Origin of the sequence: Sinimarinibacterium flocculans (genome assembly GCF_003201205.1) — a bacterium.
Taxonomy (GTDB): domain Bacteria; phylum Pseudomonadota; class Gammaproteobacteria; order Nevskiales; family Nevskiaceae; genus Solimonas; species Solimonas flocculans.
In genome coordinates this window covers 20,528-39,602 of record NZ_QICN01000014.1, presented here as the reverse complement: position 1 = coordinate 39,602, position 19,075 = coordinate 20,528, and the positions used below count along the sequence as shown (strand labels likewise).

General features: G+C 69.1%; 14 protein-coding genes. 8 read left to right on the top strand and 6 right to left on the bottom strand.

The features are described 5' to 3' along the window. Positions 1-19: 19 nt before the first annotated feature. Positions 20-1,570: a sodium:solute symporter family transporter gene (locus C8D93_RS18880; RefSeq protein ID WP_211307423.1), complete on the bottom strand. Its 1,551-nt coding sequence runs from the start codon at positions 1,568-1,570 to the stop codon at positions 20-22. A 105-nt stretch (positions 1,571-1,675) separates the two neighbouring features. Between C8D93_RS18880 and C8D93_RS18875 the strand changes: the two genes are divergently transcribed. The 4 genes from C8D93_RS18875 (at position 1,676) to C8D93_RS18855 (ending at position 6,677) form a co-directional block, all read left to right on the top strand. Then, positions 1,676-2,929: an MFS transporter gene (locus tag C8D93_RS18875; RefSeq protein WP_110266798.1), complete on the top strand. Its 1,254-nt coding sequence runs from the start codon at positions 1,676-1,678 to the stop codon at positions 2,927-2,929. 166 nt (positions 2,930-3,095) lie between these two features. Further along, on the top strand, positions 3,096-4,076 hold the full coding sequence (locus C8D93_RS18865; protein WP_110266797.1) for a helix-turn-helix transcriptional regulator: 981 nt from the start codon (positions 3,096-3,098) through the stop codon (positions 4,074-4,076). 10 nt (positions 4,077-4,086) lie between these two features. Then, positions 4,087-5,094, top strand: coding sequence for a DUF5924 family protein (locus C8D93_RS18860; RefSeq protein WP_110266796.1), 1,008 nt, complete (start codon positions 4,087-4,089; stop codon positions 5,092-5,094). Positions 5,095-5,336: 242 nt separating this feature from the next. Beyond that, complete coding sequence (locus C8D93_RS18855; protein ID WP_170124121.1) at positions 5,337-6,677, top strand: TolC family outer membrane protein; 1,341 nt, start codon at positions 5,337-5,339, stop codon at positions 6,675-6,677. A 6-nt stretch (positions 6,678-6,683) separates the two neighbouring features. On the opposite strand, the gene C8D93_RS18850 is transcribed toward C8D93_RS18855, so the two are convergent. From C8D93_RS18850 to prfB, 4 genes are all read right to left on the bottom strand, one after another. Continuing rightward, positions 6,684-7,760, bottom strand: a complete 1,077-nt coding sequence (locus C8D93_RS18850; protein WP_110266794.1) for an AI-2E family transporter — start codon at positions 7,758-7,760, stop codon at positions 6,684-6,686. Positions 7,761-7,869: 109 nt separating this feature from the next. After that, positions 7,870-9,054: a multidrug effflux MFS transporter gene (locus tag C8D93_RS18845; protein WP_110266793.1), complete on the bottom strand. Its 1,185-nt coding sequence runs from the start codon at positions 9,052-9,054 to the stop codon at positions 7,870-7,872. A gap of 34 nt (positions 9,055-9,088) precedes the next feature. Continuing rightward, complete coding sequence (gene lysS / locus C8D93_RS18840) at positions 9,089-10,624, bottom strand: lysine--tRNA ligase (RefSeq protein WP_110266832.1); 1,536 nt, start codon at positions 10,622-10,624, stop codon at positions 9,089-9,091. Positions 10,625-10,698: 74 nt separating this feature from the next. Then, positions 10,699-11,794 (bottom strand): peptide chain release factor 2 gene (gene prfB, locus C8D93_RS18835; protein ID WP_110266792.1). Its coding sequence is split into 2 segments (ribosomal slippage): positions 10,699-11,721 and positions 11,723-11,794, totalling 1,095 coding nucleotides; the frame shifts between segments, so codons are not numbered across the junction. A 157-nt stretch (positions 11,795-11,951) separates the two neighbouring features. Here prfB and C8D93_RS18830 point away from each other — a divergent pair. The 4 genes from C8D93_RS18830 (at position 11,952) to C8D93_RS18815 (ending at position 17,401) form a co-directional block, all read left to right on the top strand. Then, positions 11,952-13,202, top strand: coding sequence for an OmpA family protein (locus tag C8D93_RS18830; protein WP_110266791.1), 1,251 nt, complete (start codon positions 11,952-11,954; stop codon positions 13,200-13,202). 216 nt (positions 13,203-13,418) lie between these two features. Continuing rightward, positions 13,419-14,198: an outer membrane lipoprotein-sorting protein gene (locus C8D93_RS18825; protein ID WP_110266790.1), complete on the top strand. Its 780-nt coding sequence runs from the start codon at positions 13,419-13,421 to the stop codon at positions 14,196-14,198. Positions 14,199-14,229: 31 nt separating this feature from the next. Beyond that, on the top strand, positions 14,230-17,016 hold the full coding sequence (locus C8D93_RS18820) for an MMPL family transporter (RefSeq protein ID WP_110266789.1): 2,787 nt from the start codon (positions 14,230-14,232) through the stop codon (positions 17,014-17,016). Between the two features lie 22 nt (positions 17,017-17,038). Continuing rightward, positions 17,039-17,401, top strand: coding sequence for a YidH family protein (locus tag C8D93_RS18815; protein WP_110266788.1), 363 nt, complete (start codon positions 17,039-17,041; stop codon positions 17,399-17,401). 3 nt (positions 17,402-17,404) lie between these two features. Here the strand turns inward: C8D93_RS18815 and C8D93_RS18810 are convergent, their stop codons facing one another. After that, positions 17,405-19,072, bottom strand: coding sequence for a 3-(methylthio)propionyl-CoA ligase (locus tag C8D93_RS18810; RefSeq protein WP_110266787.1), 1,668 nt, complete (start codon positions 19,070-19,072; stop codon positions 17,405-17,407). Between the last annotated feature and the right edge of the window lie 3 nt (positions 19,073-19,075).

Here is a 19,075-nt window from a genome sequence, read left to right as displayed (position 1 = left end):
CGGCGCCGGGCGACAGGCCTCAGCGGAACACCCACACCATCAGCGCGGTCACGGCGACCAGGACGCTGGCGCCGAGCCGCACGTCGGTCGTGGCCACGACCCCGGCCGCGCGAACGGTGGCGGCGATCTGCGCCTCGCCGGCGCGGTCGCGCACGCCGAGCGCCATCTGCCATGCACCGCAGGCGACGACCGTCGCCGCGAACAGCAGCCCCGCGACGATCGTGAAGTGCACCTCGTGCCAGCCCACCAGCGCGCCGACGAAGCCGATCAAGCTCAGCGCGTGCCCGGTCAGCGTCCCGTACAGCGCCGCACGCGCACCGAGCCGCGTGTACAGCCCGAGCAGGAACACCGCGACCAGCGGCGGCACCACGTACGAGAAGGTCTGCTGCAGGTAGGCGAACAGGCCCGGGAAGTGATCGATCATCGGCGCCCAGATCGCCGCGAGCGCGACCAGCACGAACACGCAGATGCGGCCGAGCCTGGCGAGCCGGTGCGCCTCGATCTGCGGACGGCCCGGCTGCACGAAGTCGACCATGATCAGCGTCGATGCCGAGTTCAGCGTCGAGTCAACGCTCGACATGATCGCGGCCAGCAGGCCCGCCAGGATCAGCCCGGAGATGCCGACCGGCGCGAAGTCCGCGATCAGGCGCGGGAACACCGTGTCCGCGCGCTCCAGGTCGGTGTAGAGCGCGCTGGCCATCACGCCCGGCAACACCATCAGGAACAGCGGCAGCAGCTTGAGCCAGGCGGCGAGCAGCGCCCCGCGACCGGCGGTGCGTGCGTCGCGCGCGCCGAGCAGGCGCTGCGAGACGTACTGGTTCATCGTCCAGTAGTAGAAACCGAGAATCGGCAGGCCGATCAGCGTGCCCAGCCATGGCAGCGCCGGGTCGTCGAGCGGCCGGATCAGCGACAGCTTTTCCGGCTCGACGCGCTCGATCAGCGCCGACCACGAGTAGTCGAACTCGCCGAACACCAGGATCGTCAGCATCAGCGCGCCACCGAGCAGGATCACCGCCTGGATCACGTCGGTGTACGCCACCGCGCGCAGGCCGCCGGCCGCGGTGTACAGGCCCGCGAACACCGCGATCGCCGCGCAGGTCGGGGCCAGCGGCAGCATCGGGAAGAACAGCTTGAGCACCAGCGCGCCGGCATACAGGCTGCCCGCGGTATCGAGCACCAGGCTCAGGAACAGCGTGATCGCCGACAGGTACTTGCGCATTGCCGGGCTAAAGCGACGGCCCAGCCACTCGGGGATCGTCGTCACCCGCGCCTTGATCAGCATCGGCGCGATGAACACGGCGGTGAACGCCAGCACCAGCGCCGCCATCCACTCGTAGTTGGCGACCGAGATTCCGGTTTCCCAGGCCGCGCCGGGCAGGCCGATCAGGGTCGTCGACGAGATGTTGGACGCGAACAGCGAGAAACCGACGACGCCCACGCCCAGCGAGCGCCCGGCGAGGAACAGGTCGTCGGCGTCGGGCGAGACCCGCGTCACGCGAACCACGATGACGATCAGGACGACGAAGTACGCCGCCAGCACTGCATAGTCGAGGGCGTGCAGAGAACCCACCTCGAACTCCCGGCGTGAATGCGGGGCGAAGAACACCATCCCGTGCGCGATTGGTCAACCCGCGCGGAACGATCTGGCACCATAGTCGTCGAAAGGCCGAATCCCATGCTCTCCGTCGTCTCCTCCATCTCCTCGCTGCTGCTGGGCGCCGCACTGCTGCTGGTCGGCAACGGCCTGATCGGCACCCTGCTCGCGCTGCGCGCCACGGCCGAAGGCTTCTCCGACGGCGTCATCGGCCTGATCATGTCGGCGTACTTCGTCGGCTTTCTCACCGGCACCTGGGTCGCGCCGCGGGCGGTCATGCGCGTTGGTCACATCCGCGCCTTCGCCATGTTCGCCGCGGTGGCGTCGGCCGCCGCGATCCTGCATGCGCTGATCGTCAACCCGATCGCCTGGGGCGCGCTGCGCGTGCTGGTCGGCTCGTGCCTGGTCGGCCTCTACATGGTCATCGAGAGCTGGCTCAACGTGCTCGCCCCGGGCGAGCGCCGCGGCAAGGTGTTCGCGACCTACATGGCCGTGAACTTCATCGCGCTGGCCATCGGCCAGAACCTCATCCGGCTGTATCCGCCCACGGGTTTCGAACTGTTCGGCATCGTCGCGATGCTGCTGGCGCTGTCGCTGGTGCCGATCGCCGCGACGCGCATCCACCAGCCGGCACCGGTGCGTCAGCCGCGCGTGAGCCTGCGGCGGCTCTATGCCGCATCGCCGTCGGGCATCATCGGCGCCTTCGGCTCCGGTCTGGCGATGAGCGCGTTCTGGGGCCTCGGGCCGGTCATGGCGCAGCGCCTGGACTTCGATGCCGCCGGCATCGCCGCGTTCATGACGGCGACGATTCTCGGCGGCGCCGTCATCCAATGGCCGGTCGGCGCCTTCTCCGACCGTCACGACCGGCGGCTGGTGCTGGCCGTGGTCATGGCCGCCGCCTGCGGCTTCGCAGCTCTGGCGTTCGTGCTGAGCGCGATCGGTCCGTGGCCGCTGATGATCGCGATGTTCGTGTTCGGCGGTCTCGCGTTCACGGTCTATCCGGTGAGCATCGCACTGGCCAACGACTTCCTGAAGCCCGAGGAGACCCTGCAGGGCGCCAGCAGCATGCTGCTGGTCCACGGCATCGGCGCCGCGATCGGCCCGACGCTGGCGGGACTGCTGATGGATGTCGCCGGACCGCGCGGCCTGCTGCTGCACTTCGCCACGATCCACGCCGCGCTGGCCGGTCTGGTGTGGTGGCGTTTCTGGCGCTCCGGCACGGTCAACGTGCCGCACGCGCACTTCGAACCGATGATCCGCACCACGCCCGCGGCACTCGAACTGATCGCCCCCGAACCGCAGGCGGACGAGGGCGCGGAGGCGCCGCGCAACTGAGCGCTGCGGGTGCGCCGCAAAAGAAAACGGCGGCTCGCGCCGCCGTCGAAAGGCTCTCCCCTACCCCTGATTTCCAGACCGATCAAGGCAGTATGGGCGCTTCGCCGACTTGAGCGGGTAGTAAAAAACACTTAAAAGAGATCGCAGCACCGCGCCGCCAAGCTTGATGCCGAAAACCACGAAGAAGGACACGCTGGACCCCGTGGACCGGGTGATCGCCCGCCTCTACCGTTCGGCGCTGTCGGTGTCCGCGGACGGGTTCCGCGCGTGGGCGCTGCAGCAGATCCAGTCGGTCGTCCCCTGCGACGGTGCGCTGTGGGGCAGCGGCGTCACCAGCTACATGCGGTTTCACACGGTGACGGTCACGGGCCTGCCGCCGGAGTTCCCGCACGTGCTCGAGGCGACCTCCGCGATCAATCCGCTGCTGCCCCGCATCCTGCAGAACCTCGACACCCCGGTCGACATGGCCAACGTGCTGCCGGACGAGGCGTTCTTCTCGTCGGAGATCTACGCCCGGGCGTTCAAGCCCTACGGCATCACCCGCATCCTGTCGACCGGCCATCTCGATCCGCGGTCGGGCCTGTACTCGCTGGTCACGCTGTACCGCCGCGACCGCGAGCAGGCCTTCACCGAGATCGAGAAGGCGCAGCACAAGCGCCTGACCTATCACCTGTTCAACGCCGGCTCGCATGCCTTCTTCCTGCACCTGGCGAGGACGCATGCCGAGCGCCCGGCCGGCGCGGGGGCGGCCGTGGTCGATGCCGCCGGGGCCTACCACGAGGCCACGGTGCGCTTCCTCGACCTGCTCGATGAGCGCTTCCCCCAGCGCGATCCGCACGCCCTGCCGCTGCCGGTGCCGCCGCCCGGGCAGACGGTCGCGGTGGAGGACCTGATGCTGCGCTGCGAGCCGCTGGGCGACCTGCTGCTGCTGACGATCTGGCCGGCCGGACCGCTCGACCGCCTGACCAGCCGCGAGCGCGAGATCGTGTTCAGCATCGCGCAGGGCCTGTCGTTCAAGCAGGCGGCGAAGAAGATCGGCGTCGCGCCGTCCACGGTCGCCAACCACCTGTATCGCGTCTACCGCAAGCTCGGCGTCTACAGCCGCACCGAGCTGGCCGCGCTGGTGCACCCCCCTTCCGACGAATAACCGCGAACCGATGAGCGGAACGGCGGCACCAGAGCCCGCGCGCTGGGAGGCGCTGTGGGCGCGATGGCGTCATTGGGTCGCGGCCCTGAGCTTCGGCGCCGGCGTCGCCAGCTTTGCCCTGATCGAGCGGCAGGAGCGGGTCGCGCAGGCGCTGGTGATCCTGCTGCCGCTGTCCTGGCTGTTGCCGATGATCGAACCCTGGCTGCAGCGGCTGGCCGAGCGTCGGCCACGCCTGCGGGCCTCGTCGGTCGTATTCGGCTATGCCGCGCAGACCATCCACCAGGAATCGCTGTTCTTCACGCTGCCGTTCTTCTTCGCGACCACCGAGTGGCGCTCGCCCCAGGCCCTGTTCACGGCAACGATGGGCGCGCTCGCCCTGGCCTCCGTGCTCGACCCGATCTACTACGGCCAGGTGGTGGCACGCAGGGCGGCCCTGTGGGCCTTCCACGCCTTCGCCGCCTTCGTCACCGTGCTCACCGCGGCGCCGATGATCTGGCACCTGACTACCGCGCAGAGCCTGCAGCTCGGCCTGGTCTGCCTGGCCGTGGTCAGCGTGCCCGCATGGCACGCCCTGCTGCCGCCAAACCTGCTGCGCGGCATCGGCGCACTCGCGCTCGGCGCAGTGCTCGGCTGGGCCGGCTGGCAGGCCCGCATCGCGATCCCGCCGGCGACGCTCTGGGTCGCAGACATGCGCATCAGCAGCAGCGTCGACGTGGCCGGCCGCGTACCCGGCACCGCCGTGCAGCAGATCGACGCCGCGGCGCTCGCCGGCGGGCTCTACGCCTGGAGCAGCATCCGCGTGCCGCGCGGCCTGCGCGAGCGCGTCGAGCATCACTGGATTCACCGCGGCCGGCGGATCGACACCATCGCGCTCGACGTGCGCGGCGGCCGCGAGGCCGGGTATCGCGCCTGGTCGCACAAGACGGCGTTTCCCGCCGATCCGCGCGGCCGCTGGGAGGTGCGCGTGGTCACGACCAGCGGCCAGCTCATCGGTCATGCCTACTTCGACGTGCGCTGACCTGCGCCGCGCCGATCGCCCACGCAATCTCCAGAGAAACTCCACGATTCACGCCCCGGGCCGCGGGACCCTGCGGAAAATGCCCGCTACACTGGCCTGCATTCAAACCCTGCGCCGTGCCGAAGCATCCCAGATGCCGAGGCAGGTGCCGGAACGAAGACCAGTCACTGATGTCTCAAGCGTCGCCGGGGGATCGATGCAACGGGCCTCCTGTGTGTACGTCCGACCGTCCAAGGAGTCCCATGCGCCTTCCAACCCGCCTGCTGACGGCACTGCTCGCCCTGCCCGGCCTGGTTCTGCTCGAACCCGCACACGCCAACGACCTGATGCGCGTCTACGACCTCGCGGTCGACAACGACGCCACCTATCGCGCCGCGCAGTTCGCTCGCGACGCGGCGATCGAAGCCAGACCGCAGGCCCGCTCGGCGCTGCTGCCGCAGATCAACGGCAGCTACGGCTACAGCGAGTCGCGCGAGGAGGGCACCGAAGCCTTTCAGGGAACGCCGGAACAGCCGATCGATCGTGACTCGACCAACCGCGGACTGACCGTCACCCTCAATCAGACCGTCTTCGACTGGGCCGCCTTCCAGCGCCTGCGCCAGGCTGGCGAACAGGTGGCACTGGCGAACACGACGCTACGCAACGCCGAACAGCAACTGGTGCTGCGCACCGCCGAAGCCTACTTCGCCGTGCTGTCGGCCACCGACACGCTGCGGTCGTCGCAGGCCGAGCAGCAGGCCGTGGAGCGCCAGCTCGAGCAGGCGCAGAAGCGCTTCGAAGTCGGCCTGTCCGCGATCACCGACGTGCAGGAGGCGCAGGCCCGCTACGACCTCACCGTGGCCAACGTGATCCAGGCCGAACAGGTGCTGGCGCAGGCGCGCGAAGCGCTGACCGAGATCACCGGCCGGCCGACGCAGGACATCGCCACGCTGCGCGAGGAATTCCCGCTGCCGTCGCCGGACCCGGCGAATGTCGGCGACTGGGTCGCCAACGCCAAGCAGAGCAATCTCGACGTGCTGGCTGCGCGCCACAACGCCGAGATCGCCGCGCGTGGCGTGGGCGTCGCCCGCTCCGGCCATCTGCCGACGCTCGGTGCCCAGGCGCAATACCAGGACGCGACCAGCGACGGCAGCCGCTTCTCCGGCGAAGCCGAGACCGAGACGGTCAGCCTGCAACTCACCGTGCCGATCTTTGCCGGCGGCGCTACGCGCTCCGGCGTGCGCCAGGCGATCGCCACGCGCGAGCAACGCCACGCGGAACTCGACGCCCAGGAGCGCCTGGTCGAACGCAACACGCGCGATGCCTATCAGGGCGTGGTCACCGGGGCAGCACGCGTCAAGGCATTCCGGCAGGCCGTGGTGTCGAGCCGCACCGCGCTCGACGCCAGCGAGACCGGCCTGGAAGTCGGCACGCGTACCGCGGTCGACGTACTCAACGCCCAGCAGCAGCTCTACGCCGCCGAGCGCGACTACCTGCAGTCGCGCTACGACTACCTGCTGTCGGTGCTGCGCCTCAAGGCCGCGGCCGGCCGCCTCACCGCGGTCGACCTGCAGGAGATCGACGCGCTGCTGATCGAAAGCTGAGGCCGCTCAGCCGTCACCCGGCGTGCCGGCGCTGACCTCGGCCGCGCCGGGCCAGGCACGCACGACCGCGGCGACGACCGTGGCCAGCGGAATGGCGAAGAACACGCCCCAGAATCCGTAGAGGCTGCCGAACAGCAGCACCGCGACGATGATCGCGATCGGGTGCAGGTTGTTGGCCTCCGAGAAGATCACCGGCACCAGCACGTTGCCGTCCAGCGCCTGGATCACCGCGTAGGCGATCAGCACATAGGCGAACTCGCTGCCGAGGCCGAACTGCGTGTACGCCACGGCGGCGACCGGGAGGGTCACGACGGTCGCGCCGACCCACGGCGCGAGGACCGAGATGCCGGTCACCGCGCCCAGCAGCATCGCGTAGCGCAGACCCAGCAGCTCGAACACCAGCCAGGTCACGGCCCAGACGATGACGATCTCCAGCGCCTTGCCGCGCACGTAGTTCGCGAGCTGCCGGTCCACGTCGGCCCAGACCCGCCGGATCAGGCTGATGTCCTGCGGCAGGAAGCGGCGGCCGAAACCGGCGAGCTGACGACGATCCTTGAGCATGAAGAACACCATCAGCGGCACCAGGATCAGGTAGACCACGATGTAGGTCACACCGACGCCGAGCAGGTGCGTGCGCGACAGCACTTCGCTGCGCAGCGCGGCGAGATTGATGTTGAGTTCGCCGGCCAGGCCGTGCATCTGCGTTTCCGAGAACATCGCGGGATAACGCTGCGGCAGGGACAGCAGCCACGCCTGCAGCTCGGCGGTGATCCGCGGAATCTCCTGCACGATCTGCGTCACCTGCCGCACCAGCTGCGGCAGCAGCATGATCAGCACGACGATCACGCCGGCGTAGAACAGCAGCCAGACCAGGACCGATGCCGCCCCGCGCCGCAGGCGCCGGCGTTCGAGCACTGCCACCGGCCCTTCCAGCAGGTAGGCGATCACCAGCGCGGCGAACACCGGCTGGAACACGGGGCTGAGGAAGGTCAGCGTGAGCCAGAACGCCAGCAGCAGCAGCAGCAGGCTGACGATCTGCGGGTTGCCGAGCTGGCGGCTCAGCCAGTCGCGGATCAGTTGCATGAATCGGGCACGAGTCGCTGCACGGGGTCGGACGCCGGCGTCGCGGGGAGGATTGCCGCGCAGACTAGCAGAGCCGCCCGCATGCCTGCGGTCGGCGCATCCGGCGGCCTCAGTCGCGCAGCGGCGGTGCCAGCACGCGCAGCAGGGTGGCCGCGAGGACCGCGCAGGCCGTGACGACGGCCGCCATCGGCAACGGCGTGCCGTCGTGCAGATGCCCGACCGCGGAGCCGCCGAGCGCGGCCGCGCCGAACTGCAGCGTGCCCATCGCCGCCGCCGCGAGGCCCGCCTGGGTGCCGAACGGTTCCATCGCCATGGCCGTCGCGTTCGGGAACACCAGCCCCAGCGAGCTCACGCAGACGAACAACGGCACAGCCACGCCGGCGAGCCCGCCGATCCCGCTGGCCGCCGCCGTGGTCATGATCACGCCGAAGCCGGCGTAGCCGAGCAGCGCAGCCCGCAGGATGCGGTCGGGACTCCAGCGATCCAGAAACCAGCCGTTGAGCTGCGACACGACGACGAAGCCCACGGCATTGGCGCCAAACAGCCAGCCGAAATGCTGCACCGGCACGCCGAACACTTCGATGAAGACGAACGGCGCACCGGAGATGTAGGAGAACATGCCGCCGCTGCCGATACCGGTGGCCAGCGCATAGCCCATGAAACGACGGTGCACGAGCAGTGCGGCATAACCGCGCAGCACGCGGCCGATGCGGATCGGCTCGCTGCGCATGGCCAGCGTCTCGCTCAGGCCGGTGTAGGCGATCGTCCAGCAGACGGTGCCGAAGATCGCCAGCGCGACGAAGATCGCGCGCCAGCCGATCAGGCCCAGCAACTGCCCGCCCACCAGCGGCGCCAGAATCGGCGCGACGCCCATCACCAGGACCAGCGAGGCGTAGATGCGCGCGGTGTCGGTGGGATCGAAACGGTCGCGCACCATCGCACGCGTGATCACCATGCCGGAGCAACCGCCGAGCGCCTGCAGCAGGCGGCTCGCGGTCAGGACCTCGATCGTCGGCGCGAAGGCGCAGAGCACCGAGGCCACGGTGTACAGCGCGAGGCCGACGAGCAGCGGCCGGCGGCGACCGAAGCGGTCGGCGATCGGGCCATACATGAGCTGGCCGCAGGCCAGGCCGATGAAGTAGATCGACAGCGTGAACTGCACCGCCGCCGTGTCGACGCCGAAGTGGGCCTGCAGCGTCGGCAGCGCCGGCAGGTACATGTCGATGGTCATCGGACCGATCGCGATGATCGTGCCGAGCATCAAGACCCAGCGGCGCTGGGTCGCAGCGTCCATTGCCGCGGACGGGGCCGTCAAGATGCTGCCGTACTCATGCCTCCGGTCTCATGGACGGAAACAGGAGCACATCCCTGATACTTGGCGAGTCGGTCAGGAACATCACGAGGCGGTCGATGCCCACGCCCACGCCCGCGGTCGGCGGCAGGCCGTACTCGAGCGCGCGGATGTAGTCGGCGTCGAAGACCATTGCCTCGTCGTCGCCGGCGTCCTTGGCTGCGACCTGGGCCTTGAAGCGCGCGGCCTGGTCATCGGCGTCGTTGAGCTCGGAGAAGCCGTTGGCGACCTCGCGACCGCCGATGAAGAACTCGAAGCGGTCGGTGACGTCAGGGTCGGCGTCATTGCGACGCGCCAGCGGCGACACCTCGGTCGGGTAACCGGTGATGAAGGTCGGGTCGAGCAGCTTGGCCTCGACCGTCTTCTCGAAGATCTCGGTCAGCAGCTTGCCGGCGCCATAGGCCGGCTTGACGTCGGCACCGACGCGCTTCGCGACCTCGGCCAGATAACTGCGATCGTTCGCGCGCGCGGCATCGAAGTCCGGATTGAAGCGCTGCACGGCCTCGCGCATCGTCCAGCGGTTGAACGGCTGCTCGAGATCGTAGTCGCGTCCCTGGTAGCTGAGCTTGCCGCTGCCGTTCACGGCCAGGGCCACGTCGCGGATCATCGTCTCCACCAGGTCCATCGCGTCGCGATAGTCCGCGTAGGCCTGGTAGTACTCCAGCATGGTGAACTCGGGGTTGTGCCGCGTGGACAGCCCCTCGTTGCGGAAGTTGCGGTTGATCTCGTAGACGCGCTCGAAGCCGCCGACGACCAGACGCTTGAGATACAGCTCCGGCGCGATGCGCAGGTACAGGTCGCGATCGAGTGCGTTGTGATGCGTGACGAACGGACGCGCGGTCGCGCCGCCGGGGATCGGCTGCAGCATCGGCGTCTCGACTTCCATGAAGCCGAGCGTGTCGAGGAAGTTGCGGATGAAGCGCACCGCGAGGCCGCGCTTCTCGAAGGTGCTGCGCACCTCCGGGTTGACGATCAGGTCGAGGTAGCGCTGGCGGTAGCGCACCTCGGTGTCGGTCAGCCCCGCCCACTTCTCCGGCAGCGGACGCAGGCTCTTGACCAGCACGCGCAGCTGCGAGGCCTTGACCGACAGCTCGCCGGTCTTGGTGCGGAACACCGTGCCGGTGACGCCGAGGATGTCGCCCACGTCCGCCGTCTTGAACGTCTCGTACTGCTCCGCGCCGACGGCATTGAGCTGCACGAACACCTGGATGCGGCCGGACATGTCCTGGATCTGGCCGAAGCTGGCCTTGCCCATGACCCGTCGCGCCATCAGGCGGCCGGCCAGCGAGAAGGTCGCGGTCTCGTTCTCCAGCGACGCGGCGTCGCGCTCGCCGTAGTTGCCGTGCAGGAACTCGGCCAGCGTGTCGCGGTGGAAGTCGTTCGGGTAGGCCTGCCCGGCGGCACGCATCGCCGCGAGCTTCTCGCGGCGCGTGGCGATGATGTGGTTCTCGTCGGCCGCATCGGGACGCGGCGGTGTCTGCTGTTCTTCGCTCACTGCATTCTCCGTCGTCATTCCCGCGCAGGCGGGAATCCGGTCGTCGCCGCCCTGGATGCCCGCCTTCGCGGGCATGACGGATGGTTGTGCGCCTAAAGCCCCTGCTTGAGGCTCGCTTCGATGTAGGGTTCGAGGTGGCCGTCGAGCACCTTCTGCGTATCGGCGATCTCGACCCCGGTCCGCAGGTCCTTGATGCGCGACTGGTCGAGCACGTAGGAGCGGATCTGGCTGCCCCAGCCGATGTCGTCCTTGCTGTCCTCGAGCGCCTGCTTGGCCACGTTGCGCTTCTGCAGCTCCAGCTCGTAGAGCTTGGCCTTGAGCATCTTCATCGCGCGGTCGCGGTTGGCGTGCTGGCTGCGTTCGGTCTGGCAGGCGACGACGACGCCGCTCGGCATGTGCTTGATGCGGATGGCGGACTCGGTCTTGTTGACGTGCTGGCCGCCGGCACCGGACGAGCGGAAGGTGCCGACTTCCAGGTCCGCCGGGTTGATCTCGATCTCGATGTCGTCATCGACCTCGGGCGACACGAACACGCCGGCGAACGAGGTGTGGCGGCGGTTGCCGGAGTCGAACGGCGACTTGCGCACGAGGCGATGCACGCCGGTTTCGGTACGCAGCCAGCCGTAGGCATAGTCGCCCTGGACGAAGATCGTCGCCGACTTGATGCCGGCGACTTCACCGTCGGAGCGCTCCATCAGCTCGACCTTGAAGCCGCGCTTCTCGGTGAAGCGCATGTACATGCGCAGCAGCATCTCGGCCCAGTCCTGGGCCTCGGTGCCGCCGGAGCCCGACTGGATGTCCAGGTAGGCGTTGCTGGCGTCGAGCTCGCCGCTGAACATGCGCTTGAATTCCAGCTCCTCGGCGAGCTGCTCCAGCGCCGTCACGTCGCGGGCGATCTCGGCGATCGTCGAGCGGTCGTTCTCGGATTCGGCGAGGTCGAGCAGGTCGAGCGCGTCCTTCAGGCCGCTGTCCGCGCGCTCGATGGGGCCGACCACGTCCTCCAGGCGCGCGCGCTCGCGGCCCAGGTTCTGGGCGTGCTCGGGCTTGTTCCAGACCTCCGCGCTCTCCAGCTCGGCGTTGACCTCGATCAGCCGGTCACGCTTGTTTTCGTAGTCAAAGATAGCCCCGCAGCGCGTCGAAACGCGCTCGCAGGGCCGTCACCTCGGTTCTGATCTGCTGGGGTTCCATGGAGGAGTCGTTCACGCAGGGCCGCGAATTATACCGACGCACCGCCGGAACGGGTCGCACGAGCGCAAACGGCACTGGTATATTTGCCACGCCATAACGCTTTACTAATCGCCGGTCCCGGGGCGCGCCCCCGGCGGTGCATATCTGGGGAGAAGCTATGAGAGACCGTATCGCAAGCCGTTTCGGCTGGTTGGGATGCCTGTTCGCACTCGCGGTTGCGCAGCCGGTGCTGGCCCAGGACGACTACGAGGAGCCTGCACCGCCGGTGCTCGATGGCCGTCCCTGGTACGTCTCGCCGATGTTCTCGTACAGCCACAGCGACGCCGATCGCGGATCGGACGACGGTATCGGCGCCACGATCTCGGTCGGCAAGAAGGTCACCAGCGGCATGACGCTGGAACTGACCGGCTTCTTCCAGCAGATGGACGCCGAGGTCGGCGACGCCACCACCGACCTCCAGGGCATCGGCCTCGGTGCGATGATCTTCCCGTTCAACGGCACGCCGAACTTCTACGGCCTGCTGGCGCTGATGTACGGCACCGCCGAGCAGCATCCGGGCGCCATCGCCAACTACGACACCACGGTGTTCGACATCGGCGCCGGCTACCTCTACGCCTTCAATCCGCACATCGCCCTGCGCGCCGAGGCCCGCTATCGCACCGACCAGCACGACCGCAAGCAGGCGGGGGTCAGCCCCGGCAGCGGCGCGTTCACCGACGGGGTCTTCAACATCGGTCTGCTGTTCCCGCTCGGCGTCACGCCCGAGCCGGTCGAGGAAGAGGAGGTCGAGGTCATCGAACCGGCGCCGGTCGTCGCCGACGTGGACACCGACGGCGACGGCGTGCCCGATTCGCTCGACCAGTGCCCCGACACGCCGCCCGGCACGACGGTCAACGACGTCGGCTGCCCGATGGACTCCGACAACGACGGCGTGCCCGACGACATCGACGAGTGCCCGATGACGCCGGCCGGTGCCAGTGTCCTGGCCAACGGCTGCGCCCTGGTCGGCGACTGCCGCAAGCCGCGCGCCGGCGAACAGGTGGACGCCAACGGCTGCGCCGTCGAGCAGAAGTTCATCCTCAAGGGCGTGAAGTTCGAGTTCGACTCCGACCGCCTGACGCCGGACGCCAAGGACATCCTCAATGATGTCGCCGGCACGCTGCAGGCCTACCCGGACGTCGAGGTCGAACTCGAGGGTCACACCGACAACATCGGCACCGACGCCTACAACCAGGGCCTGTCGGAGCGCCGCGCCAACGCGGTGAAGACCTACCTGACCGGCCGCGACATCGAGGCCGGGCGGATGACGCCGGTGGGTTACGGCGAGTCGACGCCGATCGCCGACAACAGCACCGAGGAAGGCCGCGACGAGAACCGCCGCGTCGAACTCAAGGTGATCGAGGACTGATCGCCGCAGGCGTAGCTTCGAACCCGCCGGCGGGCTTCCGCCGGCGGGTTTTTTGTTGACTCCGCCCCGTGGCGCTCCAACAATGCCCCCCACACCCGTGCGTCCGCCGCATCGTCGGCAGCCGCATGGCGCCGGATCGCGGCTCCGGCAACGACTTTTCTTTACCGGGCGCCGCCGCGGTCACGTGGCGCCGGCGCAACGCAGCCAGGGGTAAGCATGAAGAAGTGGACTTTCGGGGCCGGCGCCGTGGCGGCGCTGCTGTGCGTCGGTGCGCAGGCGGCAACGCTCGACGAGATCAGGGCCTGCATGGATCGCAACCTCGTCGACCGCGGCGCCCTGCGCGATCTCAGCGTCGCCGTCACCGACCGCGAGGGCAAGACGCACGCACTGCGGCTCAAGCTCTACTGGAAACCGTCGCCGGAAGGCGAGCCGCGCGTCAACCTGCGCCTGCTCGAACCCCTGGCGATGAAGGGATCGAGCTACCTGCTGCTGCAGCAGGGCGCCCAGGAGCAGGTGTGGTTCCACCTGCCCGCCGCAGACCGCTCGCTGCACGTCACCGGCAAGAACATGGCGGAGCCCTTGTGGGGTACCGACTTCAGCTACGGCGAGATCAAGCAGGTGCTCGGCCTGCTCTATACCGGCGAGACCACCGTCACCGGTGAGGGAGAAGTCGGCGGGCGGGCGACGCATGTGCTGGAGACGCGCACCGATGTCGGCACCTCCGGCTACGGCCGCATCGTCTCGCAGGTCGATCGCGAGGCCTGCGTCCTGCTCAAGAGCGAGTTCTTCGTCAAGGGCGATGCGCCGCTGAAGGTGCTCGAAGCCGACCCGGCCAGCGTGCTGACGCTCGATGAGTACTCGGTGGTGCTCGACTACACCATGCGCAATCTTGAGCAGAACAGCAGCACGCATGTCGGCCTGAGCGACTTCACGCTGCTCGAACGCCTGCCGGAGCGCATGTTCGATCCGGAACGCTTCTTCGAGCCCTTCGACTGACCGTCGCCCGGTTCCGCCCGGACTGCGACGCATGGCAGCGCCGGCGCTCGCCAGGCCGCGATCGCGCCTGATCGAGCAGGTCGCAACACGCCCGTGGCTGGCGTTGGCGGCGATGGCGCTGGCATCGGTGCTCGCCGTGCTCGCGCTGTTCGATCTGCAGGACGGTGGACTGCGCCTGCGGGTCGATCCCTCGCTCGACACGCTGGTGGTGCCCGGAATCGAGGCCGAACGGACGCGCGCCGAAGTCCAGCGCCGGTTCGGTGCACGCGAGCAGGTCGTCGTCGTCGTGCGCGCCGACGACGTCTTCGCTCCTCCGGTTCTCGACCGCATTCATGCGCTGAGCCAGCGACTGTTCGCCCTGCCCGGCGTGGCGCGCGTGCAGTCGCTCACACGGGTGGCGATCCCGCTCGTCGGCGACGGCCAGCTCGAAGCGGCCAGCATCGGCGCCGAGTCCGGCGCCGATCCGCAGCGGCTCGCCCGCCTGCGCGACGCGGCGCTCGACAATCCGCTGTTGCGCGACCAGCTCGTCGCCGCCGACGCCCGCGCCACCGCCATCGTCGTCGAGCTGGCGCCCGGCAGCGACGCCGAACGCGCTGCCCAGGGCCTGCCGGCCGCGATCGTCCGTGAAGCCGATGCCATCGCCGGCCCCGGACTGTCGGTCCACGTCACCGGCGCCCCGGTCCTGCGCGCGGCGACCGGCGATGCCGTGCTCTCGCAACTGTCGTGGGTGGTGCCGGCCATCGTCTCGGTGGTGATGCTGTTTCTGGCCGGCGCCTTTCGCAACCTCCGCGGCGTGCTGGTGCCGCTGGCGACGATCTGCCTGGCCCTGCTGTTCACCCTGGCCGGTTTCGTCGCGATCGGCCGCCCGCTCAACCTCGTGACCAGCCTGGTGCCGCCGCTGGTCGTCACCATGAGCCTGGCCTACTGCGCGCACGTGTTGTCGGAGTTCGAGGCGCTGCTGCGCAGCCATCCCGCAGACACGCGCAGCGAGCGCACGCGACGCCTGCTCGGCCAGATGGCGCCGCCTGTGGCCCTGACCGCGGTCGCCACGGCGATCGGCGTCGCCGCGCTGGGCATCAGTGCGCTGCCCGCGGTCCGCGAGTTCGCGCTGCTCTCGGTGCTCGGCGTGCTGGCCGCGGCCGCGCTGGCACTGCTGTTCGTGCCTGCAGTACTGGCGTACGTACCGCAGGGCGCGCCCGCGGCCCGCGCGCGCGACGGCGAGCCCGACTGGTTCGAGCGCCTGGCGGCCCGTATCGGCGCCTTCGACATCCGCCGTCGCCGCGCCATTCTCGCCGTCGCCGCGCTGGCGCTCACCGGCTCGGTGATCGCTGCCAGCCAGGTCCGCATCGGCGACCAGTTCGTCGGTGTGTTCGAGCCGGACGCGCGCGTGCGCATCGACTACGAGGCGGCCAATGCCGCGCTCGGCGGCGTCACCCCGCTGACCATCCTCATCGACGGTTTCGGCCCCGGCGTGCTCACGCACCCGGAGCACATGCAGGCCCTCGCACGGCTGCAGGCCTGGTTGCGCACGCAGCCGGAGATCGGCGCCGTCAGCGGTGCCGTGGATCACCTGCAACTGCTCGCGCGCACGCTCGGCGGCGATCCCGAGGGCCGCATTCCCGACGAGCGGGACCGCATCGAGCAGCTCCTGTTCTTCGGCGACAGCGCGGCGCTGCGACAGGTGCTCAATCTCGAACGCTCGGCCACGCTGATTCACGCCCGTGTCGGCGTCGACCGCACCGAAGAGGTCGCGGCCCTGCTCGACCGCCTGCGCGTGCAACTCGCGGCGCTGCCCGAACCGCTGCAGGCGCAACTCACCGGCGACGCGGTGCTGGTCACCGAATCGGTGCGCATCGTCACGGCGGACCAGCTGCAGAGCATCGCGCTGGCGCTCGCCCTGATCTACGCCTGCCTCGCGCTGCAGTTCGCGTCCTGGCGCGTGGGCCTGCTGGCGACGCTGCCGACCCTGTTGCAGACGGCGATCTATTTCGGCGCACTGGGGCTCGGCGGGGTGACGCTGAACGCGACGACGAGTCTGGTCGAATGCCTGGTGCTGGGCCTGGCGATCGACGACACCATCCACTATCTCGCGCGCTTCAACAGCGCCGCGCGCCAGCGCGTCTCGGAATCGAAGGGCGCGGTGGCGGCGCTGGGCGCGGTGATGCGCCCGGTCACGCTGACCAAGGCGATTCTCGGCCTGGGCTTCATCGTCCTGATCACCGGCGACCTGCACAACCAGGTCGTGTTCGGCTGGCTCGCCGCCGGCACGCTGTTCGTCGCCTGGCTCGTCGATCTTTTCGTGACGCCGGCATTCATGAGCGGCGTGCGCATCGTCACGCTGTGGGACAGCCTGCGCGTGGATCTGGGCGAGGACGTGCAGCGCACCATCCCGCTGCTGTCCGGCCTCAAGCCGCGCGAGGCACGCATCTTCGCGCTGATGGCCAACCTGCAGACGGTGCCGGCCGGCACGCGCCTGATCACCGAGGGCGAGTCCTGCGGCGACGGCACGCGCGGCGATCCGGCGGGCGACATCTACGTCGTCGTCGACGGCCGACTCGAGATCTTCATCGAGCGGCAGGGGCGCAAGAACGTGCTGATGGTCCAGGGCCGCGGCGCCGTGATCGGCGAGGTCGGCTACTTCGGCCAGAAGCGCCTGGCGAACGTCGACACGCTGACCGAGACGCGGCTGCTGCGCTTCGACGATGCCGACCAGGAGCGCATCTGCCGGCAATATCCGCGCATCGCCGCGCGCGTGTTCCTGAACCTCAACCGCTTGCAGGCCGAGCGGCGCGCGACGCAAAGTCACCTGGTCGGCTGACCCGGCCTGCACGGAGAGCGCGATGTCGAGTCTCGAGGATCCCCGCGTCCTGTTCGCCGCCGAGCGCACGCTGCTGGCGTGGCAGCGCACCTCGCTGACGCTGATGGGCTTCGGCTTCCTGATCGAGCGCTCGGGCCTGCTGCTGCGCTACCTGCAGACCCAGGCCGGCGACCCGAGCCCGTCGCTGGCGGCGCACGTGCTCGGCATGACCTTCATCCTCGCCGGCACGGTGCTCGCGGTCCTGGCCACCGTGCAGCACCTGCGCGTGCTCGACACGCTGCGCCCGCCGGAGATCCCGCCGCGCTACTGGCGAGCGCTCGCGCCGGTGACAACGGTGTCGACGGCGCTGCTCGGCCTCGGGCTGGCGGCGTTTCTGCTGCTGTAGCGCTCAGGCCGTCGGCAACGTGTAGTCCCTGAACTGCTCGCGCAGCTTGTTCTTCTGCACCTTGCCGGTTGCACCCAGGGGGAGCGCGTCGGTGAACGCGACGTCGTCCGGCGTCCACCACTTGGCGATCTTGCCCTCGTAGTGCTTGAGCAGCTCCTCGCGGGCAACCTCCGCGTCCGGCTTCTTGACGACCACCAGCAGCGGGCGCTCGTCCCACTTCGGATGGGCGATGCCGATGACCGCCGCCATCGCCACGGCCGGATGCGCCATCGCGATGTTCTCGAGGTCGATCGAGCTGATCCACTCGCCGCCGGACTTGATCACGTCCTTGCTGCGGTCGGTGATCTGCATGTAGCCGTCCGCGTCGAGCGTGGCGACATCGCCGGTCGGAAACCAGCCGTCCACCAGCGGCGAGTCATCCGCCTTGAAGTAGCGGTCGATGATCCACGGTCCGCGCACCAGCAGGTCACCCGAGGTCTGGCCGTCGCGCGGCAGCTCGCGCCCTTCCGGGTCGACGATCTTGAGATCCACGCCGTACGGCGGGCGACCCTGCTTGAGACGCACGGCGAACTGCTCGCTCTCCGGCAGCGAAAGATGCTTCTGCTTGAGGTTGCCCACCGTGCCCAGAGGCGACATTTCGGTCATGCCCCAGCCGTGAACCAGGGTGATGCCGTAGTCGCGCTCGAAGGCCTGCATCAGCGCCGGCGGGCAGGCCGAACCGCCGACCAGCATGCGCTTGAGCGTCGTCGGCTTGTGCCCGGTTTTCTGCAGATGCTGCAGGACCGCGAGCCACACCGTCGGCACGCCGGCGGAGAACGTCACGCGCTCGGTTTCGAACAGTTCGCAGACGCTGGTGCCGTCCAGCGCCGCGCCCGGGAACACGATCTTGGCGCCCACCATCGCGCAGACGTAGGGCAGCGTCCACGCGTTGACGTGGAACATCGGCACGACCGGCAGCACCACCTCGCATCCCGACAGGCTCAGGCCGTCCGGCAGCGCCGCCGCGTAGGCATGCAGCAGCGTCGAACGGTGCGAGTACAGCACGCCCTTGGGATTGCCGGTGGTGCCCGAGGTGTAGCACAGGCAGGCGGCGGCCTTCTCGTCGAAGCTCGGCCAGTCGTAGGCGTCGCTCTCCGCTGCGAGCAGATCCTCGTAGCACAACGGCTGCACGTTCTTCATCGCCGGCATGTGCGCGCGGTCGGTCATCGCGATCCAGGCCTTGACGTTCGGGCAGTGCGCGGCGATGCCGTCGACGATCGGCGCAAACGTCAGATCGAAGAACAGCACGCGGTCTTCCGCGTGGTTGGCGATCCACGCGATCTGCTCCGGATGCAGGCGCGGATTGATCGTGTGCACCACGCTGCCCATGCCGGAGATCGCGTAGTAGGCCTCGAAGTGGCGGTAGCCGTTCCAGGCGAGCGTCGCCGCACGCTCGCCGTCCCCGAGCCCCAGTCGCGTCAGCGCATTGGCGAGCTGCCGCGCGCGCGCGGCAGCGTCCCGATAGGTGTAGCGATGGATGCCCTTGTTGATCGTGGTGCCGTTATCGGCGCTCGCGCCTTCCACGGTGCGCGAAACGATCTCGGCGTCGCCGTGATACTTCTCCGCATGTACCAGCAGAGATGAAATCAGCAGCGGCACATCCATCATCTGGCCCATCAGCGGCGTCGCCATCGC

What these genes read in the sequence shown, in the direction of transcription:
- C8D93_RS18845 (WP_110266793.1), bottom strand. Translation starts at nt 9,054, where the DNA reads ATGGACGCTGCGACCCAGCGCCGCTGGGTCTTGATGCTCGGCACGATC.
- C8D93_RS18855 (WP_170124121.1), top strand. Translation starts at nt 5,337, where the DNA reads ATGCGCCTTCCAACCCGCCTGCTGACGGCACTGCTCGCCCTGCCCGGC.
- C8D93_RS18825 (WP_110266790.1), top strand. Translation starts at nt 13,419, where the DNA reads ATGAAGAAGTGGACTTTCGGGGCCGGCGCCGTGGCGGCGCTGCTGTGC.
- C8D93_RS18865 (WP_110266797.1), top strand. Translation starts at nt 3,096, where the DNA reads ATGCCGAAAACCACGAAGAAGGACACGCTGGACCCCGTGGACCGGGTG.
- C8D93_RS18850 (WP_110266794.1), bottom strand. Translation starts at nt 7,760, where the DNA reads ATGCAACTGATCCGCGACTGGCTGAGCCGCCAGCTCGGCAACCCGCAG.
- C8D93_RS18815 (WP_110266788.1), top strand. Translation starts at nt 17,039, where the DNA reads ATGTCGAGTCTCGAGGATCCCCGCGTCCTGTTCGCCGCCGAGCGCACG.
- C8D93_RS18820 (WP_110266789.1), top strand. Translation starts at nt 14,230, where the DNA reads ATGGCAGCGCCGGCGCTCGCCAGGCCGCGATCGCGCCTGATCGAGCAG.
- C8D93_RS18830 (WP_110266791.1), top strand. Translation starts at nt 11,952, where the DNA reads ATGAGAGACCGTATCGCAAGCCGTTTCGGCTGGTTGGGATGCCTGTTC.
- lysS (WP_110266832.1), bottom strand. Translation starts at nt 10,624, where the DNA reads ATGACGACGGAGAATGCAGTGAGCGAAGAACAGCAGACACCGCCGCGT.
- C8D93_RS18810 (WP_110266787.1), bottom strand. Translation starts at nt 19,072, where the DNA reads ATGGCGACGCCGCTGATGGGCCAGATGATGGATGTGCCGCTGCTGATT.
- C8D93_RS18875 (WP_110266798.1), top strand. Translation starts at nt 1,676, where the DNA reads ATGCTCTCCGTCGTCTCCTCCATCTCCTCGCTGCTGCTGGGCGCCGCA.
- C8D93_RS18860 (WP_110266796.1), top strand. Translation starts at nt 4,087, where the DNA reads ATGAGCGGAACGGCGGCACCAGAGCCCGCGCGCTGGGAGGCGCTGTGG.